Origin of the sequence: Parapusillimonas sp. JC17 (genome assembly GCF_052180245.1) — a bacterium.
In the GTDB taxonomy this organism is placed as follows: domain Bacteria; phylum Pseudomonadota; class Gammaproteobacteria; order Burkholderiales; family Burkholderiaceae_B; genus Parapusillimonas.
The window spans coordinates 357960-376369 of sequence record NZ_CP197474.1 but is presented as its reverse complement, the minus strand read 5'-3'; the positions used below and the strand labels follow the sequence as shown (position 1 = coordinate 376369).

18 protein-coding genes are annotated in these 18410 nt (G+C 59.2%); all 18 read right to left on the bottom strand.

All coding sequences use genetic code 11. The features are described from left to right. Positions 1-7 precede the first annotated feature (7 nt). The 18 genes from ACSBPU_RS01805 to ACSBPU_RS01720 all read right to left on the bottom strand — a co-directional run bounded on the left by ACSBPU_RS01805 (position 8) and on the right by ACSBPU_RS01720 (position 18336). The gene (locus tag ACSBPU_RS01805) at positions 8-961 is read right to left on the bottom strand and encodes a PDR/VanB family oxidoreductase (protein ID WP_442595055.1); all 954 of its coding nucleotides are present in this window, start codon (positions 959-961) and stop codon (positions 8-10) included. Between the two features lie 15 nt (positions 962-976). Then, positions 977-1912, bottom strand: coding sequence for a tripartite tricarboxylate transporter substrate binding protein (locus ACSBPU_RS01800; protein ID WP_442595053.1), 936 nt, complete (start codon positions 1910-1912; stop codon positions 977-979). Positions 1913-1998: 86 nt separating this feature from the next. Continuing rightward, complete coding sequence (locus ACSBPU_RS01795; RefSeq protein ID WP_442595051.1) at positions 1999-3300, bottom strand: Rieske 2Fe-2S domain-containing protein; 1302 nt, start codon at positions 3298-3300, stop codon at positions 1999-2001. A 79-nt stretch (positions 3301-3379) separates the two neighbouring features. Beyond that, positions 3380-4162 carry a hydroxypyruvate isomerase family protein gene (locus tag ACSBPU_RS01790; protein WP_442595049.1) on the bottom strand — a complete coding sequence of 261 codons (783 nt, stop codon included), beginning with the start codon at positions 4160-4162 and terminating at the stop codon, positions 3380-3382. Positions 4163-4397: 235 nt separating this feature from the next. Next, positions 4398-4853: a hypothetical protein gene (locus tag ACSBPU_RS01785; RefSeq protein ID WP_442595047.1), complete on the bottom strand. Its 456-nt coding sequence runs from the start codon at positions 4851-4853 to the stop codon at positions 4398-4400. Between the two features lie 25 nt (positions 4854-4878). Next, the gene (locus ACSBPU_RS01780) at positions 4879-6888 is read right to left on the bottom strand and encodes a S8 family serine peptidase (protein WP_442595045.1); all 2010 of its coding nucleotides are present in this window, start codon (positions 6886-6888) and stop codon (positions 4879-4881) included. 423 nt (positions 6889-7311) lie between these two features. Beyond that, a complete protein-coding gene (locus tag ACSBPU_RS01775) occupies positions 7312-8241 on the bottom strand; it encodes a hydroxymethylglutaryl-CoA lyase (RefSeq protein WP_442595043.1) in 930 nt (309 codons plus the stop codon). A gap of 13 nt (positions 8242-8254) precedes the next feature. Further along, on the bottom strand, positions 8255-9451 hold the full coding sequence (locus ACSBPU_RS01770) for a CaiB/BaiF CoA transferase family protein (protein WP_442595041.1): 1197 nt from the start codon (positions 9449-9451) through the stop codon (positions 8255-8257). A 36-nt stretch (positions 9452-9487) separates the two neighbouring features. Continuing rightward, entirely contained in the window at positions 9488-10312 is an 825-nt protein-coding gene (locus ACSBPU_RS01765) for an amidohydrolase family protein (protein ID WP_442595039.1), read from the bottom strand. Beyond that, positions 10305-11072 carry an enoyl-CoA hydratase/isomerase family protein gene (locus ACSBPU_RS01760; protein WP_442595037.1) on the bottom strand — a complete coding sequence of 256 codons (768 nt, stop codon included), beginning with the start codon at positions 11070-11072 and terminating at the stop codon, positions 10305-10307. Before ACSBPU_RS01760 ends, ACSBPU_RS01765 begins: the two co-directional genes overlap by 8 nt. 29 nt (positions 11073-11101) lie before the next feature. Next, positions 11102-12307, bottom strand: coding sequence for an ABC transporter substrate-binding protein (locus ACSBPU_RS01755; RefSeq protein ID WP_442595036.1), 1206 nt, complete (start codon positions 12305-12307; stop codon positions 11102-11104). 26 nt (positions 12308-12333) lie between these two features. Continuing rightward, positions 12334-12744, bottom strand: a complete 411-nt coding sequence (locus tag ACSBPU_RS01750; RefSeq protein ID WP_442595034.1) for a Zn-ribbon domain-containing OB-fold protein — start codon at positions 12742-12744, stop codon at positions 12334-12336. Continuing rightward, positions 12741-13904: a thiolase family protein gene (locus ACSBPU_RS01745; RefSeq protein ID WP_442595032.1), complete on the bottom strand. Its 1164-nt coding sequence runs from the start codon at positions 13902-13904 to the stop codon at positions 12741-12743. Before ACSBPU_RS01745 ends, ACSBPU_RS01750 begins: the two co-directional genes overlap by 4 nt. 13 nt (positions 13905-13917) lie before the next feature. Then, positions 13918-14640 (bottom strand): ABC transporter ATP-binding protein, encoded by a 723-nt coding sequence (locus tag ACSBPU_RS01740; RefSeq protein WP_442595030.1) that lies wholly within the window; start codon positions 14638-14640, stop codon positions 13918-13920. Then, entirely contained in the window at positions 14637-15368 is a 732-nt protein-coding gene (locus ACSBPU_RS01735) for an ABC transporter ATP-binding protein (RefSeq protein WP_442595028.1), read from the bottom strand. The genes ACSBPU_RS01740 and ACSBPU_RS01735 overlap by 4 nt, the downstream gene beginning before the upstream one ends. Continuing rightward, positions 15365-16300 carry a branched-chain amino acid ABC transporter permease gene (locus ACSBPU_RS01730; protein ID WP_442595026.1) on the bottom strand — a complete coding sequence of 312 codons (936 nt, stop codon included), beginning with the start codon at positions 16298-16300 and terminating at the stop codon, positions 15365-15367. Before ACSBPU_RS01730 ends, ACSBPU_RS01735 begins: the two co-directional genes overlap by 4 nt. Beyond that, positions 16297-17178: a branched-chain amino acid ABC transporter permease gene (locus tag ACSBPU_RS01725; protein WP_442595024.1), complete on the bottom strand. Its 882-nt coding sequence runs from the start codon at positions 17176-17178 to the stop codon at positions 16297-16299. Before ACSBPU_RS01725 ends, ACSBPU_RS01730 begins: the two co-directional genes overlap by 4 nt. 9 nt (positions 17179-17187) lie before the next feature. Next, a complete protein-coding gene (locus ACSBPU_RS01720; protein ID WP_442595022.1) occupies positions 17188-18336 on the bottom strand; it encodes an acyl-CoA dehydrogenase family protein in 1149 nt (382 codons plus the stop codon). Positions 18337-18410: the final 74 nt, after the last annotated feature.

The following is an 18410-nucleotide window of genomic DNA, read 5'->3' as shown; positions in this document are numbered from 1 at the left end:
TGTGTGGTTACAGATCGAGCACGAGCTCATCGTCGAGGCTGCCTGAGCAGCAGATCATCATGCGTCGCCCGCTCGCCTTTTCGGCCTGGGTCAACACCTGGTCCTTGTGATCAGGCCTGCCCTCGAGCACGATGGTTTCGCAGCTGCCGCATATTCCCTGTGCACAGGAATGGACCGGCGACAGCCCTGCATTGATCATGGCATCAAGAATCGTGACGCCGGGCGCGATATCCAGAACCTGTCCGGACCTGGCCAGGCGCACGCGATACTGTTTGCGCAGGGAGCCCGCATCCAGTTCGGCGGAGAACCTTTCGAAGTGGATACGATCGGGACTGTGCGATTTGGTGTGGCTTAAAAAGGAATCCAGCATCATCTTCGGGCCACAACAGTAAATATGCGTGTCCGCATCCTGCTTCGCGATGAGCGCCTCCAGGTCCAACCGAGTGGGGGTTTGCTCTTGATCAAAATACAGGTGTACGTTTGGCAGGCTCTCCAGTTCTTTGAGGAAGGCCGCAGCGCCCCTGTTTCGTACGCAATAATGAAGTTCCCACGACTGCCGCTCTGCGCTCAACCTGGCTATCATGCTGCGGATGGGAGTGATTCCTATACCGCCGGCAATGAAGGTAGAGTGCTTTGCGTCGTTGGCCAGCTCAAAGTTATTGCGCGGTGGCTGTGTGCTGAAGACATCGCCCACACGTGCCTGAGTGTGCATGAAAACCGACCCACCACGTCCGCGACGGTCAAGACCTACGGCAATGAGGTAGTGGTCGTCTTCATCCGGGCGGTTCGCCAGGGAGTACGACCGCGCCATGCCGCCGGGCAAGGTCAACGTGAGATGGGCGCCCGCGGTGTAGGCCGGCAAGGGCTGACTTCCCTGCGTGACAAGCTCGTAGCTGTATATTCCATCTGCCTCGGCACGGATGGAGCGAACACGCAGACTCAAGGGCGATGAACTAACCATGACACATACACCCGTTCACTGGCTTTGCAGCCCAGCTATTTTGGCCACCTTTCCCCATTTTTCGTACTCCGCAAGGAAGAACTTCGCGAAGTCGTCGGGCGTACCCTGAGCAACATCGGCGCCTTGCGCGATCAAGGCCTCCTGTATCTTCTCATCCGCCAGCACCTTGTCCATGGCCGAGGACAACTGCGTCACGACGGAATCAGGAAGGCCCTGCGGCCCCAGCAAGCCAAACCAGGTGCCAGCTTCAAAGCCGTTTATGCCGGCTTCCTGCATAGTGGGGACGTCCGGCATGAGCTGGGAGCGGGTGGACAAGGTAATGGCAAGAGGCACCAGCTTTCCGGCCTGGACGTGAGGCAGTGCGGACACAACCACATCGAACATTACGTCCACTTGACCGCCGATGACGTCGATCAGGCCGGGCGCACTACCTTTGTAAGGCACGTGCATGACGTCAACACCCGTCAAGGACTTGAAGAGCTCGCCAGCCAAGTGTGCAGCACTGCCGACACCAAACGACGCATAGGAAACGACGCCCGGCTTATCTTTGGCCCGCGTGACCAGGTCTTGCACCGACTTCAGGTTCAGCTCGGGATTTGCCACTAGCACTAAGGGCGCCTGCGCCACAAGCTTGATCGGGGTGAACGCGGTCTTGGGATCGTAGGGCAGCGAGCTGTATGCGTGCGGCGTCACCGTCAGGGGCCCGGCGGCACTGAACAGCAAGGTATAGCCGTCGGCTGCCGCCTTTGATACGGCGTCTTGACCGATCGTGCCGCCCGCGCCGACGCGATTCTCGACGACAATGGTCTGGCCGAGCTGATCGCCCAGCCCTTTTGCGATCAGCCGCGCCGTGGTATCGGTCGACCCGCCGGCTGCGTATGGAACAATGAACCTGATGCTTTTATTCGGGTAGTTCGCGTTGGCGTATGCCGACCATGTACAGGCCGCCATCAACATCGAACACCCAATTGTCTTCCACAATTTCCTCATCATGTCTCCAAAAGTTTATTGAATCGGTTTCGGTCTTTTTGAAAGCGTTATTCCATTACTCGACCATGCGGATTGCCGAAGCGCTCCTGCATAATGGCTTCAAACGGTGTACCTTCTGCTGCGATCCAGCTTCCTGACCGCAGCTTGTAGGCTTCGTGCATCCAGGGGGTCCGAGGTTCGACACCTTCGGACAAGGCGCGCGCGCCGCCGATCATCGTTCTGCGGAAACGCACGATAGCAGCGTCGGTCGCGGTCAAGTGTTCCTTTGTCCTGTCTGCAATAGGCCCCTGACTTTCTTGAATCATCGCGTCCTGCTCCGCCACACCGCGCACTCCGGTGTACGAGCGGTGTTTTTGGTCTTCACGATCGAGCATGTATTGATTGTTGACGTTACGCACCGGCACGTAATTGCTGTCCACTTCGGCAACCACGCCATGGCCTTGCTGAAGCTGCTCCCGCTCCGTCTCCGTCAAAGGGCGCTCGGGATTCCAGACATAGGTGTAGATCCAGCATGTCTGGTCGTCGATGGGCACAAAGGTGTACCCAAAATAGTTCTCGCCCGGTAGAGTCGATGGGGTCGTGCTGTGCGAAGGCAGGGCAAACTGAGCGGTGCGCCAGTAGGTGTCGGTGCCATCAGCCCGTCGTGCGCCGCCGACAACGAATCCCACATCGTGCTCCAGAATCGAGAACTCAGGGATGGGGTCTCTGCGTATCCAAGCCAATCGCCGCTCGTCTGCCGGCGCATCCGGGTTTTCATTGGACGGGACCGACGGCGCCGGCATGTGCAGGAACGAGAAATGAGATGTGTCTATGGCGCCTTCCAGCGCCTGGGCCCAATTGCAAAGCTGAAGCTTCTTCGTCACGAAACGACTGTCTTCGGGCAACACGCCAAACTCCAGCTGCGGCACCTCTGGAAGCTTGCCGTCCGCCGGCACAGGCCCCATGTATGCCCAGACGATTCCTCCGTATTCCCGTGTCGGATAGGCCTTGATGGAAATCTTCTGGTGATAGGCCGACTCTGGCGCGACATTAGGCAAATCCACCGCCTTGCCATTGACATCGAATTTCCAGCCATGAAAAACGCAGCGCAAGCCACATTCCTCGTTACGCCCAAAATATAAATCCGCGCCGCGGTGCGGGCATACGGAATCCACCAAACCCACTTTGCCTGTGGTGTCGCGGAAAGCGACGAGCTTTTCACCCAAGAGCGTGACACGCAGGGGGGTGCAGTCCGGTGCCGGCAGTTCCCGAGATAACGCCGCAGGCTGCCAAAAACGCCGAAAGAATTGCCCCATGGGCTTGTCGGCGCCGGTCCGGGTCAACAGGTCATTGTCTGCTGCTGATAACATACTTTCCTCACGATATGGTGCGCGCGCCCGCCGTCATGCGTCGGGGCGCTTCCGACTGAAACTGGTTCTTGAGACAGGGCTACAGCCCGATACCGTACGGCCGCCCCCACTCCAGGCAGTCCTCGGTCTTGCCGCTGGGTTCGTATTCGCAGCCTATCCAGCGGTCCCAGCCCAGCCGCTCCAGTTCGGCAAAGAAATAGGGAAAATGCACTTCGCCCGGGCCAGGCTCACACCTGTTAGGCGCATTCCCGATCTGTATGTGGCCGATCTGTGGCCAGGCGCGATGCAGGGTGTTGACCAGGTTGCCCTGCTCCATTTGTACGTGGTAGGTATCGAAGCAAAGCTTTACGTTTGGCCGATTGATTTCGTTGATGATTTCCAGACCTTCTTCGATAGTTTTGTAGAAAAAGTCTGGGAAGCGAGCGCTGCAACAGGGCTCGAGAATCAGAGTGAGCCCCTCTTGCGCCATGTCGTCGGCGGCTTGGGCGATATTGTCGATGAAGGTGTCCCGGCACGCCTGCATGTCGTAACCCGCCGGAATATTCCCGGCCATCGCGTGAATCATGGGCTTGCCGACCTTCACGGCGTAGGCAATGGACGTTTCAACGCTTCGCTTGAATTCATCGGACCGGCCGGGCAATGCTGCAATGCCGCGTTCGCCTTTTGCCCAGTCACAAGGCGTCAGGATTTGGACCAACGTCAGGTCGTTTTCGCCAAGCAGGTCGGCAATCTGTTCCGCCGGATACTCATACGGAAAGGCCACCTCGACGCCTTTGAAGCCCGCTTTCGCTGCAGCCTTATAACGCTCCAGCATCGGCACTTCGGTGAACATCCAGCGTAAGTTTGGATCGAACTTCAACATTCCCAGCACTCCAATTTGCGATTCATCACGACTAGCTCGTGGACCGTACTTTAGAGAGTGCCTTGATCTAGATCAATATAAGCAACCTTATGCATCAATAAGGTTTAGTCATACATCGCCTGTGCGGAAGGGTGATCGCCGGCCAATGATCCGGCGTTGTCGGGGTCAGACCCCGGATGGGGTCTGACCCCAGATCGAATTTTTAAAGGGTCGGACCCCGTACGGGGTCCGACCCTTAGTACGCCCGCGCGGTGCCGCGGCTGATGGCCAGGCGCACGGATGCGGCGGGCAGGCGCTGTTGCAGCGGCGCGAGGGCGGCTACCGCCGTGGGGAAATCGGCATAGCGCACCAGCGCGATGCCGGTGGCGGCGAGGTACTGGATCGACACCGGGGCGGGGCCGGGTCCGGTGCTTGAACGGATGTCGGCTTCGGATGCGCCGGTGACCAGGATTTCGTTTCCGCTGCTCACCACCAGGCCCTGGCTGTCAACCAGCAGGCTGGCCCCGTCGGCGCCCTTTTGCGGCAGCAAGCGATACGATTGCTTGCCTACAACGTAGACCGGAAGATTGCCGAATTGGCCGAGCTGATCGGCCGGGATCCTGCTGCCGGGCGTATACACGCCGGCGGCTTCAGCGCCCAAAGCCAGTACGACCGCCGCAACGCCGCCCAAAATACCGTTGATCCATTTCATGATGTGTCCTTGTGTCAGGCAAGGCCTATTGTGCAATGATACGAGCCTGCGCATGCAAGAGATAGTGAGCCGGGACGGCATCGCCGCCAAAGCAGTTCGAGGAGAAAGCGCGCTCATACTTGCCCGCCTCGTTTTTCCGGCCGTAGCTCAATGAGAGCTCGGGGTTGGCCGCCACCAGATAGACTTCCCATTCGCCGGCCGCGGGTTCGCCATAGAACGCCACGCTGCTCATGCCGTAGTCCTCGAAGCCGGTAATCTCTTGGGAACGGAAAATGTCATTGGGCAGCTTCAGCAGCGATACGGTACCCGACGGCGACCGCAGGGCAATGCCGACGGCGCCCAGGCACACGTTAGCGCCCGACAAGCGGACCTGCACGGTGTCCACCACCTGATCGGTCATGCTCAAGGTGCCCAGGCGCGTGATTTCCCGATAGGGAAGATCGCGCGCTTGCGCATTGGCCACGCCGGCGCCCTCGAGGAGGTCGGCATACTGGTCTCCCTGATACCAGGCGCTGATGTCCTGGAAGTCCGGTATCTTGACATCGTCGAGCCGGGTGAGCTGTGGAACGCGCTTGTACTCCTGCGCCAAGGCGATGGCTCGCGCCGTATCGGGCACCCCGAACCCATACCAATTCGAATATTCGTGGCCGGCGCCATTTTTTTGCCAGCCCAGGTCTATGGGGAACACCTTTGAGCCGGACCGGATGTCGTCTTTGCCGCCCATTTCTTCGAGCAATTGGTTCGTGACGAGGTCCATGCGCGCGCCATAAGGAATCAGGCCTTGTGCATGCGGCGACCCCTGCACGTAGTCGGCGTCGACCTTGCGCGCCGACATGCGCAAAATGTCGCGGACATCGCGCCAGCCCAGGTCGGGATTGGCGGCGAGCATCAAAGCCACCACGCCGGAGATGGTGGGCGTGGCCGCGGACGTGCCGTTCATGTATGCGTAGTCGCAATCGGGGTTGTCGGGCACGCCGCCACGCTGCGATTCGCCGCGCAGGAAGGGGGTCCCGGCGCTTTTGGTGCTGTAGCCCAAGGTGCAGCCGCGCATGTCCGTGGAAAATATGGTGGGCCCGCTGTAGTCGTCGGTGGCGACTTCGCCATAGGTGCCGCCGGCGCCATATTCGCCGCCCAGGCCGCTGATCCAGTTGACCGAACCCACGCTGCTGTAGCTGCTGGATTCCCCGAACGCATTAACGGCCGCCACCACGATGGTGTTGGGCTCTTTTGGTCCCAACTCGTCATTGCCCGGGTTGCTGCAGTCGTAATAGGCTGCGCCGAGTCCACATTCGTAGCTATGAAAATCGTTGCCCGACGCCTTCAGGTAAATGGCCCCCTTGCCGCCGCGCAGCTTCTTGAGCGAGCGCATGATCGGCGTGTAGCTATCGTCTTCGGAATCGTAGGAAAAAGGGGCGCCGGAGTATCCCAGCGACGCATTGATGACGTCCGCAGAGCTGGACCACGGCGCGCCGCCCATTGCCGCCGCCCAGCCCGCCACGCTTTGATGCTCAAGGAAGTTGACACCACCGATCCGGACGCGCGGCGCGACGCCCATTACGCCCTTGCCGTTCTGAGCGGCGGCAATGATGCCGGCCACCGCCGTGCCGTGCGGAGCAGCCGAGGACGCCGGCGCCGTGGGGTGCGGATCCTGCGTGTTCGAACCCAGGTTCCAGGACAGCGCGAAGTCCGCATTGGGGGCCAAGTCTTCGGTGTGAAGATCCACGCCCGAATCCACCACCAGCACGTTCACGCCCTGGCCCTTGATGCCCTGCGCATGTACGGGCTCAACGTTCAAGTCCATCCCGCCGGCGAAGACGGCCGGGTAGTCCTTGAAATAGCTGTCTTGATAGTTCAAGGCCCATTGGAAGGGATACAGAGGCTCCGAGGCGCCCGTCTTGCACGCGTAAGGGCCTGTTTCGGCGCAGACGACATCGGGGATGGGTGGAACGTCGGATCCGCCCGACCCATCGCAACCGACAAGCACCATCGACAATAAGGAAAGCAGCGTCCAGCGTACTGAATTTGTTGTTCTCATGAGTATCCTGGTGGGTTTAAGACGCAGGCAAGTGGCGTGGCGCCCGTGCCGCAACTCGACTCAATTCGCGCAGTATACCCTCTTCGGACAACTTTGCTTACAAGTGAAGGGGTCAGACCCCGTACGGGGTCTGACCCCAGCAACCCGCTCAGCCCGCCTTCGCGTTGATCGCTTCAACTACGAAATCGGCCACAGACCGCGACTCTTCCGGCATTTGAACAAACTGCTCAAAAATGCGTTGTTGGCGGGAAGTAAGCTTTTCCATGACAGGTGCTGGGCGGCCGTTATGTTGCATGGATCGTTGCACGTCTGCAACCATCCATGCAACATAACGTTGGTTTGCCGGACAAGGTAATGGCGGCGAACTATCGCACTGTGCTGCCAAATGCGAGAAACACGCGACGACCAGCTGCAAGTCGACCTTTAAGGGGTCAGACCCCGTACGGGGTCTGACCCCAAGCGCGCCTTCTGCTGGCGCAGCCAACGGCTGGAGTTGCCGCCGAGCGTCCTTCCGAGCTGTTCTTCGGCGTAGTCGAGCACGCCCAGGAGCTTGGCCAGGTCGACACCCGTTGAGAACCCTGACTGCTCTGCCATCAACACAAGATCTTCGGTGGCGAGATTGCCGGCGGCACCGGGCGCAAATGGGCAGCCTCCGATTCCTCCGACCGAAGAATCGAAGCGGCGAACGCCGGCCTCGAGGGCCGCCCAAGCATTGGCCACGCCCATACCCCGCGTGTCATGAAAATGCACGGCAAGCATGTCCTGAGGGACACGGCCCTTTAACCCTGAGAGCAGCGACGACACCTGCCCCGGTGCAGCAGCCCCAATGGTGTCAGCAATAACGACTTCCTGTGCGCCTGCTTCCAACAGCGCGTCGCACAGGTCGAATACCCGCTCACTTGGTGTCAGCCCTTCGAAAGGACATTCAAAAGCGACGGCGACATATGCCCGGGTATCAACGCCGTTTGCACGTGCAACGCGGAGAACCTCTTCGCTCGCCTTGAGCGTTTCTTCCAGCGACATGTTCAGGTTCTTCCGGTTCATGGTGTCGGTTGCCGACATCACCACCGCCACTTCCTGGATGTTGGCTGATAATGCCCGCTCCAGCCCACGAACGTTGGGCGCAAGCCCCGACACGCGGCCGCAGCCCTTCAAAGCACGAATGACCTCTTCGGCATCGCCCATTTGAGGAACCGCTTTCGGAGACACGAAGCTGGCCGCTTCCAGACTTTGCAACCCCGCCTCGAACAGCATTCGAGCCATGCGAACTTTGACGTGTGTGGGCACATTGAAAGGCTGGTTCTGCAGGCCGTCGCGCAGAGCGACATCGGTGATGGTAATGGTCTCTTTCATATTCACGCCCGGTTCAAGCAATGGCACCGCTTGCGCGGAGACGCTCTATTGACTCCCGACTGTAGCCAAGGAGCTCCTGAAGTATCGGCGCGGTATGCTCGCCCAGGGCCGGCGGCGTGGTGTACTGGGCCCGCGTCGAACCTGACATTTTTATCGGGTTGCCCGGCATCTTTATACGCTGCCCGCTACGCAGGGGCACCTGCACCACCATATCGCGCGCGAGAACCTGCGGATCGGTCAAGGCCTGTTCGAAGTTATTGACGGGTCCGCAAGGTATGCGTGCATCGGTGAGCAGTTCCATCCAGTGCGTCGTAGGCTTGCCCTGAAGCTTCTGAGAGATCAAATCGTCAATCCGCGCCTTATCGGCATAGCGCACCGGCTGGCTCTCGTATTCGGGTTTCTTGAGTTCCGGAATATCCATTACCTCGGCGAACTTCTTGAAAAAGGCGTCGCCGATGCAGGCAATGATCACGTGCCCGTCGGCGGTGGGATAGCAGTTGTATGGCACATGCACAAAGTGGCCATTGCCGATCTTGTCCGGGATGATGCCCGACATCAACTGCATGGTTGCCATGTAGTTCAGCATGGAGATCTGAACATCCAACATGGAGACGTCAACATGCTGGCCGCGGCCGGTATGTTCCCTTTCGACCAGCGCGGCAAGAACCCCCATCGCACCGAACATGCCGCCGCCCAAGTCACCAGTAGGAATACCGCTGCGGATCGGGCCGCTCTCGGGCGTTCCCGTGATCGACATTCCCCCGCCCATGGCCTGCACGACCTGGTCAAACGCCGGACGCTTGCAGCCGGGGCCGGAGCTTCCAAAGCCCGTGACCGAGCAGCTGATGATTCTTGGATTGACCGCCGAGATGGATTCGTGGTCGATGCCAAGACGCTTTCTCACGCCGACCCCGAAGTTGTCGAACACCACATCCGCATTACGTACAAGGTCCATGAACACCTGTTTGCCTTCCGGACTTTTCAGATCAATGCACACGCTTTCCTTGTTGCGATTCAAGGTGAGGAAGTAGGCTCCCATCCCGTCAATGGAGTAGTCGGGATCGTGCTCCTGCAATCGACGCGTTCCCTCGCCCATGCCCGGCGGCTCGATTTTTATGGTGCGAGCCCCTAAATCTGCCAATAGCATGGTGCCATATGGCCCGGAAAGCATATGGGTAAGATCAAGTACGACGATATGGTTGAGCGTCACATCAATTCTCCAACATACGAAAGTTGTCCGATAACATCAATTGATCGACAGCAGGCGCTTGGCATTGCCGTACAGAATTGCGCGGCACTCTTCATCCGTCAGGTCGGACGCCAAGATTTCATTCAAAGGAAAAGCTGTATTGAAGAGTTTGGGAAACGAATAGAAGTCCGTGCCTAAAAGCAGGCGATGGGCGCCCACCTTTCGCACAAAGATTTCAATAAGATGGGACACGGAAACGAGCACACCCGTGTCAAATATGATGTTGGGATGCTTGGATGCAAGGTATGGCATCCAGTGCGCATGGTCCGGAGAAGAAAAACCATCCAGCGCCACGAACTGCACGTCCGGATATCGATCAGCAAGAATCTCCAGGCGCCAGGGCGACTCGAGCGAAGAATCGGCGATCAGGTGTATGAAAGCCGGCAAGTTGTAATGCTGCAAGCGTTCCAGGAAGGGATCCATCATCGGATGGTCAATGGCCGTGCCCTGGAACCGGTGATGCCAGACGATGCCCTTCATCCCGAGCTCCTCGATACAGCGATCAAGCTCTGCGACCGCGCCCGGCCCATCCAAAGGGCTCACCGTACCCACGGCGGCGGGAAATCGCCCTGGCAACATATCGCGGTATCGCGCCACGTAATCGTTCACACGTCGCGTTGCAGCAATGCCATCCGGTGCAGGGTAGCCATTGGACGGCATCAGCATGACTTGGGCGATATTGTTCTCGTCCATATAAGCGAGACGTCGCTCGATGTCGTCTTCCAATGTCGGAACCGCATTTCCTGCCGCCCCGGAGACAATGTCGAGCGAGCCCACATGGTGGTGGATATCGAATGAAGGAAAGTCGCTGGGATTACGCATTTTGGCTCCAGAATGATTCATAGTCAGGCTGGCGCCGCTCCAGGAACGCAGTAAGCCCTTCTTGCCACTGCGCGCTTGGAAGCCGGGTCAGGCTGGTTTCCACATCGTGCCAATCGACAGCGGCGTTCCGGGCCAGCGTTCTCTTGATTTCAACGAGCGCCCCGGGGGCGCAAGCCGTGATGATGGTGTTCGCCATCTCGATGGCCCGTTCCAGCACCGCCTCGGGCTCAACAAGCGCGTTGACGAGCCCAAGGCCAAGCGCCTCTTGTGCCGACATCTTCTTCAGTGTGGTCATGTATTCCATCGCCCGCCGCCTGCCGACCGCCTGCGCGAGCAGAGCCAACCCGGTGTTCGGAATGACGCCATGCTTTGCCTCGGGAAGCATGAAGGAGGCATGCTGGCTGGCGACGAGCAGATCGCAGCTGAGCGCCAGTTCGAATCCCCCGCCAATCGCCTGGCCGCCTATCGCGCCGACAACAGGCCGCGGATCCTCTATCAGCCTTCTGAAAAGTGAAACTGGATTGGACGCCTGATTCCGCCCTTCCATCCATCCGCACTCCAGCAGATCCCGAATGTTTGCGCCTGCGCAAAACGACTGGCCCACGCCGCCCACCACCACCGCCCGGGCGCTCTCGACCTCGACACTGCCGAGCGCTTCGTGCATGTCCGTAACCAGGCGATCCGACAGAACGTTATGTTCCCTTGGATTGTTGAGCAGTATGACGGCCACATTACCGTGGCGCCGTGTCTGTACCAGCATGGGTGACTCCGAGCGATGGAATTGTTGATTTACTTGCCGACGGGGTAGGCCAGCTTCCCGTTCGCTTTGTCCGCGGGCCACACCACCTGTTGCCCTGTGTCGCGATACTGCCAGGCAACGAGGTTCTTCTCGCTCAGAAGCTGATGTTTGCCCCCGCGCTCACCGTCGCCGTACTCGACTTCTCCGAACGGCGTCTTGAACTTGCCGGTATCGAGCTCGGCGAGGACCTTTTCCCGGTCCACGACGCCCGCGCGCTTGACCGCTTCGATCAGCGTCTGCATGCCGGTGTAGCCCATGACGACCGTTGGCAGGACCTTGGTGTTGGCGGGCAAGGCAGGCGTTATCCGCGCCAGAAACTCGTCAAGACCTTCTGTTTTCTGTTCTGGCGCCCATTCACCGACCACCGCAATGCCCTTGCCGAACGCACCGAAATCTTCGCGCTTCTCTCCGGCGGAAACAATCAGCGTGAGCTTGGGCGTGATGCCGAGGTCCTGCTGCTGGCGCGCAATCTGTATGTTGTCACCGGAATACCCCACGAAGAAGAAGACATCGGGATCCAGCGACTTGACCCGATTCAAAACAGGAGAAAGATCCGGGCTCCCTGTCTTGTATGGCTCCTTCATGACAATGTCGAAGCCGGCCTTTTTCAGGTATTCATCGCTGAACTTGACTGCGTCAGACCCATACAGACCGTCTTCATAGGCAATGGCAACGGTCTTGGGCTTGGGGTTCATGCTGTCCAGAAATGCGGCCACGGCCTTCTGGCGATGATAGTCAACGATATAGATGTGGTGATACCAGGGTTCCGGGCCAAACGTCTCTTCGAGCTTGACCGAAGAGGAACCAACATGGATGAATATGGGCTGGTTGCGCTTAACGCTCTGCAGCATCGCAAAGTCGGGCGTGCTGCCATAGCCCCCCACAAAAGCATAGACCTTCTGTTGGTTGGCCATACGCGCCGCGATACCCGCCGCAGTATTGGGTTCGCCTTTAGTATCTTCGATGATCAGCTCGATCTTGCGACCGAGCACGCCGCCTTCCTTGTTGGCTTCGTCCGCAGCGAACTTGATTCCTTCCAGGATCATGCGGCCGCCGCCTGCCAGCGGGCCCGTCAGCGGCATCGGCACACCAATTTTCAACGGCTCGTTGTCTGCGTATGCAGCCAACGGCGCTATGGCCGTCAGCGAAAGTAAGGCGCCCACGCCGGCAGCTCTCAATAGCTTCATAAGTTCCATGGCTTCTGTCCTGAAAGAGATGGTTTCTACAGCTTGAAAAAAGGAAACTTCCTACCTCGAACTTCTACGAAAGACACTTCTACCTCGTCACCAATCCGCGCTTGCTGATCAGGCTTCAACAGAAGCCGGCTCAACATCCGGGGCCCTTCTGCCAGGTCGATCAGCGCGACGGTATATGGAAGCTGATCCTGCCAATCCGGCCCAAAGAACGAAACTCGGACTTCAGAGTGAGAGAAGATCGTTCCTTTCCCTGAAGTCGGCTCCCATGAAAGATTCGATTCGCCGCAATGAGGGCAAAGGCGGCGCGCGTAGTAAACGAATCGCTCACAAGCGGTGCACCGTTGCAGCGAAAGGACTTCGCGATCACAAGCGGCCCAGAACGGTTCGGAATCCACTGTCGGCGTCAGGAAGTTCGCCCTTATATCGATTGTGCTCATGCCGCCTCCAAGGTCATTACGCCGCAGACCGAAAAAACCCCACCGTTCCCACTGACCACTGCACGCTTTGCGTGGGGCACTTGTCGATCACCCGCCTCGCCGCGCAGCTGCCGAACGGCTTCAGTAATGTGCAGCATGCCGCCGATGTGGGCCTGCGAAAGCAGCCCTCCGTGGGGATTCACTGGACATGCACCGCCCATGCTGCCGTGACCTGCCCGCATGTAGCGTCCGGCCTGACCCGGCCCGCAATAGCCGAGCGCCTCGAGCGTAACCAGCACGGAGATGGTGAAGGCGTCGTGCAGAAGCGCGAGCTGCGTATCTTGCGGACCGAAGCCTGCTGAATCGAAGGCGTCCCGGGCCGCCTCCTTGAAGCCGAGTTCTTCTATATCGGGTTGCTGGACGATCGAGTTGTGCGTGCTGCGCATCGCCATTGACCGTACCCGCACGTACCGACAACCCATGCGTTCGGCCCGACCGCGTGTGGTCAGGACAACGGCGCCGCCGCCATCGGAGATCAGGCAGCAATCCAACAGCCGCAACGGCGAACTGATCATCCGGCTGCCCAGATAGTCGGCCAGCGCCATGGGCTTCTTCATTTGCGCATTGTCGGTGTTCAAGGCGTGCCGTCGCGCCACCAAGGCGACTTCAGCGAAGTCTTCGTCCTGTGCGTCGTACAGGTGGCGATATCGCTGCGCCACCAGGGCGTAGGGCGTGACCAGTCCATGAACACCGAACGGGTCTTCCCATTCTTCTGCGCCCAGAAGGTTCTTCATGTTCAAGCCATGCGTCTCGTCGGTGCGTGCCGTCAGCGAGTTTTCGCCGAATACACACGCCGCGACCTCGCAGTGGCCGGATTCGATCGCCCAGACCGCTTGCTGGATCATGGTCATCGCCGTGACCGTGCCGCCAACGTCGACGGTCGAGATAAACCGGGGCTGAAGCCCGAGATATTCCGAAACGGTGGACGAGAACATGGAGTTCGGCGTGACATAGGGGTCAAGGTTGATGAGGCCGTCGACGTCCTTTAGGCGCAGGCCGCTATCGGCCACCGCATCCTGTACTGCCCAGGCCTGCAGCTGCACAGCCTGGTAACCCGGGAGCTTGCCTACCGGCGTCTCCCCTATTCCAACAATGACGACTTCATCGGATACCCGAGGCATACTTGTTCTCCTGTTACAGGCCCAGATAGGCCGTGCGCAATTTCTGATCGGCCATGACGCTTTCCATTGAACCGGTCAAAGCCACCTGCCCTTCAGACAGAACGATGCAGTCGCCACCAAACTGCGTGGCGTAGCCGACATTCTGTTCAGCCAGGACAATGGTGCAGTTCCGGTCGCGCTTTATCGCCGCCAAGGTTTCGTATAGTTCTTCCACAATAATGGGGGCGAGCCCAGCGGAAGGCTCATCCAGCAGCAGAACCTGCGGCTCGGCCATCAAGGCGCGCCCAACAGCGAGCATTTGGCGTTGGCCGCCACTCATCGTCCCGGATATCTGGCGGAGTCGCTCTCCCAGGATCGGAAAGAACGCGATCACTTCGTCGAGTAGCCGTTGGCATTGCGCTTCATCGATCTTGCCGTGCGTGGCCGCATAGGCGCCTCGCAGGTTGTCGTACACCGACACGTTGGGGAAACACCGCGCACCATCCGGGACCATCAGGATGCCCTTGCTCGCGAGTTTCCAGGTAGGCAGGTCGCTTAGGTCATTTCCTCCCATGGCGACCCGGCGTTGCGCGGCGCCAATGACGCCCATGATGCTGCGCAACGTGGTTGTCTTGCCGGCCCCATTCGACCCAAGTAGCACAAGCATGCCGCCCTGCGGCAGCGAAACGTCGACGTGCTGCAGCACGGTCAGCTTGCCGTAACTCGCCCCACGGATACTTGCTTCGAACTGGCTCATAGCTGAAATCCTTTACCGAGGTAGGCTTCACGCACGACAGGGTCGGACAGGACATCCCGCGGCTTCCCCTGCGCGAGCAACTTGCCCTGGTTCAGTACCACCACGCCATCGCACAGCGACGAGATGACGGACATCATGTGTTCGATGATCACCACAGTGACACCTGCCTGGTGCACTTGCTTCACGACCTGCCCCACCTCGATCGCGTCTTCATGGGACAAGCCGGCCATCGCTTCGTCGAGCAGTAGGACGGAAGGGCCGCAGGCGACGGCGCGGGCAATTTCCAGCCTTCGGAGATTCGTGACCGATAAGTCTGCACAACGGCGCTCGAACACCGGGTCGAGCTTGAAGTACGCGGCGATGGAGCGGGCGTCGGAGAGCCCCTCGATCAGCGCATGCTTGCGGCCCACAAACGAGAACGGGACTGAAATCACCTCTCGCACCGTGAGCTGGGGAGGCACCTTGGGTATCTGGAATGTGCGGGCTACGCCCTGCTTCACGATCTGGTCACTGCGCAAGGTGACGATTGAGTTTCCGCCGAGCAAGACCTCGCCGGAAGTTGCCGTGATCATGCCTGTGATGGCGTTGATCATCGTGCTTTTGCCCGAACCATTAGGCCCGATCAAGCCCGTGATGCATCCCGCCGGAAAACTCAGCGAGACCCCGTCGAGCGCTCGCAGGCCGCCAAATGCCATCGTCAGGTCTTTTACCGCCAAATCCATGCTCATTTATGCACCTTGCCAGAAGAGAGGGCGAGACCTCTGAACAGGCCGACAAGGCCGCCCGGAAGGAACAGCACAAACAGGATGATGATCGCACCGTAGGTGACCTGATAGCCGACCCCGCCAATGTAGATACGGGCCACTTCCTCGATGGTCTTGAGAAGTATGGCGCCCAATATCGGACCGATCGTGGTGTCCATGCCCCCTAGAATCACAATCGCCAGCGGCATGACGCTCCAATGGATGGTGAATACATCAGTTGGCACAACGTACCCGTACAGGCCGCCATAAAGTGCGCCGGCGATACCGGCCAACATGCCCGACACCGTGAACACAAGAATGCGTGTGCGCACGACGGGAATCCCGCTTGCCGCCGCGAGTTCGGGATTGGTCCGAACCAGGAAAAGCGCCGCACGGAGGCGATCGGAAAGGAAGAAGTCGGATATGAATATGGCCAGCAGCACGCAGCCCGTGATCGCCATCAACTGCAGCTGAGGGTCGGCGTCGAGCAGCACGGGAGGCGAAATTCCTCCGCTACCGCCTGTCCAGTCGCGGAACACAAGCACCAACACCTGCAGCGACAGGGTCAGGCCCAGGGTCGCAATGGCGAAGTACATCTTGCGCAGTCGCAGTGTGAGAATACCCAGCAGCAAGGCTACGACTGCGCAGATCACGAGCATGCCAAGCCAGGCGGCGGCGGTTCCGACCACCGGTGCAAGCAAACCCATGCCGTAGGCACCCAGGCCAAAGAAGGCCGCCGAACCCAGTGTCACCTGCCCTGTACGTGAAAGAATGTCCCACGCCAGTGCCAGGATGATGGTGATGAAGACACCAATCGCCAGCTGCAGGGAGAACGGGTCGTTGATCACAATGATTGCCGCCGCAGCCAGCGTCGTCACCCCATATACGGCTGCCTTTCCAATCGTTGCCTGGCTCATGACCGAAGCTCCTTGCCAAACATGCCGGTCGGACGGACCAGCAGGACAACCAGAATGATCAGAAACGCGACACCATAACCCCAGCTCGCTCCCTGAGACACGAAGTTGGCCACAATCCCCTCAATGATGGACAACAGCACGGCGCCGATCAGCGCGCCCGGAATACTTCCCAATCCCGCCAAAGCGACGATGGCAAAGGCCCGCATCACCAGGTCAAGCCCGACGTAGGGGTGCACATAGAGAACCAGTGCGACCAGTCCCCCCGCTATCCCCGCCGTGATCCCGCCAATGACGAACGACAGACAGAACATGCGATTGACATTCACGCCCGACAAGGTGGCCAGCTCCGGGTCGTCGCTCGCCAGACGGAGCTGGATTCCGTACTTCGAATAGCGCATGAAAGCCATCAACAATGCGAACAGCACGCAACCCACCAGAAGCACAAACAGGTTGTTTCCGGGGATGGTGATCTCTGCGAGCTGCACGGTGGGCAAAAGCGCGGGCGCATGCATGACCCGCGCGTCCGGCGTCCAGAGAATGACGGCAATGTTAAGTATGAATATCGACAGGCCCAACGTTGCCAGGATCTGGTTATGCTCATCCTGCTTCAGGACCTTGTTCAAAAAGCTCCAATACACCACGATGGACAGCAAGGCCATAGACAAGCCAGAGCTAAGCATGCCGATGATTGGCGAGATTCCGTAGAGTTCGTACATGAAGTACGTTTGGAAGGCACCCAGCATCACGAATTCGCCGTGAGCGAAGTTGATGATTCGCGTCACCCCGAATTCCAGCGTGAGGCCTGAGGCAACGGATGCATAGAGCCCTGCCGTGCACAGGGCCAACAAGATTGATTGCGCGAGGAAAGTTGAATCCATGTCTTGCCCTCAGCCCTTGGAAAGCGCATGGCGCGCAATCTGCAGCCGCTGCATTTCGGATGTTCCCTCGCCAATCCGGAAGGCGCGCACATCGCGATAGAAGCGTTCCACCGGCAGGTCAGCCATGTAACCCGAGCCACCGAACATCTGCATGACGCGGTCTGCGACGCGCCCGCCCATTTCGCTTGCGAACAGCTTGGCGCGCGATGCAGCGATCCGAAAATCAGGATGGCCGGCGTCGGCCAAGCGGGCGGCTTTCTGATTAAGCAGCCGGGCAGCATCGATCTCGACATCGCAGTCTGCCAGCATGAACTGCATGGCCTGATGATCACCCAAGGCCTTGCCGAATGCCTTCCGTTGCCTGAGATGCGGCAACACCAAATCGTAGAGCGCTTGCGCAATCCCCACACAGCGGCACGCCACCATCAGCCGGTCGTTGTTGATGGTGGCCATCATGATGTCGAACCCTTGGCCGACTTCGCCCAATACATGGGAATCGGGTACAAAGCAGTCCTCGAAGGCAAGCTCGGAAAGCGGATGCCCGCGCCAGCCCATCTTCCTGAACCGCCTGAGCACCTTGAACCCAGGGCTGCCACGTTCCACCACCAGCGTCGTAAAGCGCGCCTTCAGTGGCGCGGACTTGTCGGTTGCGACAAGAACGATCAGGAAGTCAGCGTGCTCCGCGGCCGAGATGAAGTGCTTTGTGCCGCTAAGCACCCATCCGCCTTCGCCACGTACTGCACTGGTATGGATGGCCGAGAGGTCCGAGCCGGCCGATGGCTCCGTGAGCGCGTAAGCGACCGTTTTTTCTGCTCGCAGCAGAGGCTCGAGCAGCCATGGACGCTGAGCGTTGGAAACAAACCGGAGCGAGCCGGGAAGATGACCCAGGGCTTCTGCCAAAGGCATGGAGCTGCGGCCCAGTTCCTCGTCGATGATGCACTGTTCCTGCACGCTCAAGCCCGGCCCGCCGAACTGTGCCGGCAAGTTGTACGCGAAGACACCAAGATCGATGGCCTGCCGCTTCAGGCCGTCGATCAACTGCAGATCGACCTCGTCGTCTTCGTCGATTTTGGCTTCGTGCGGCGCCAGCTTCTCTTTGACAAAGCGGCGCACCGTCTCTTGCAGCATGCGATATTCAATGGGATCGCCTTCACTCATCCTGTCTCCACCGTTCTTTTTGATATGTTGTATTGTTTATTCCATCAAAAGTGTAGGACAGTATATACTTAAAT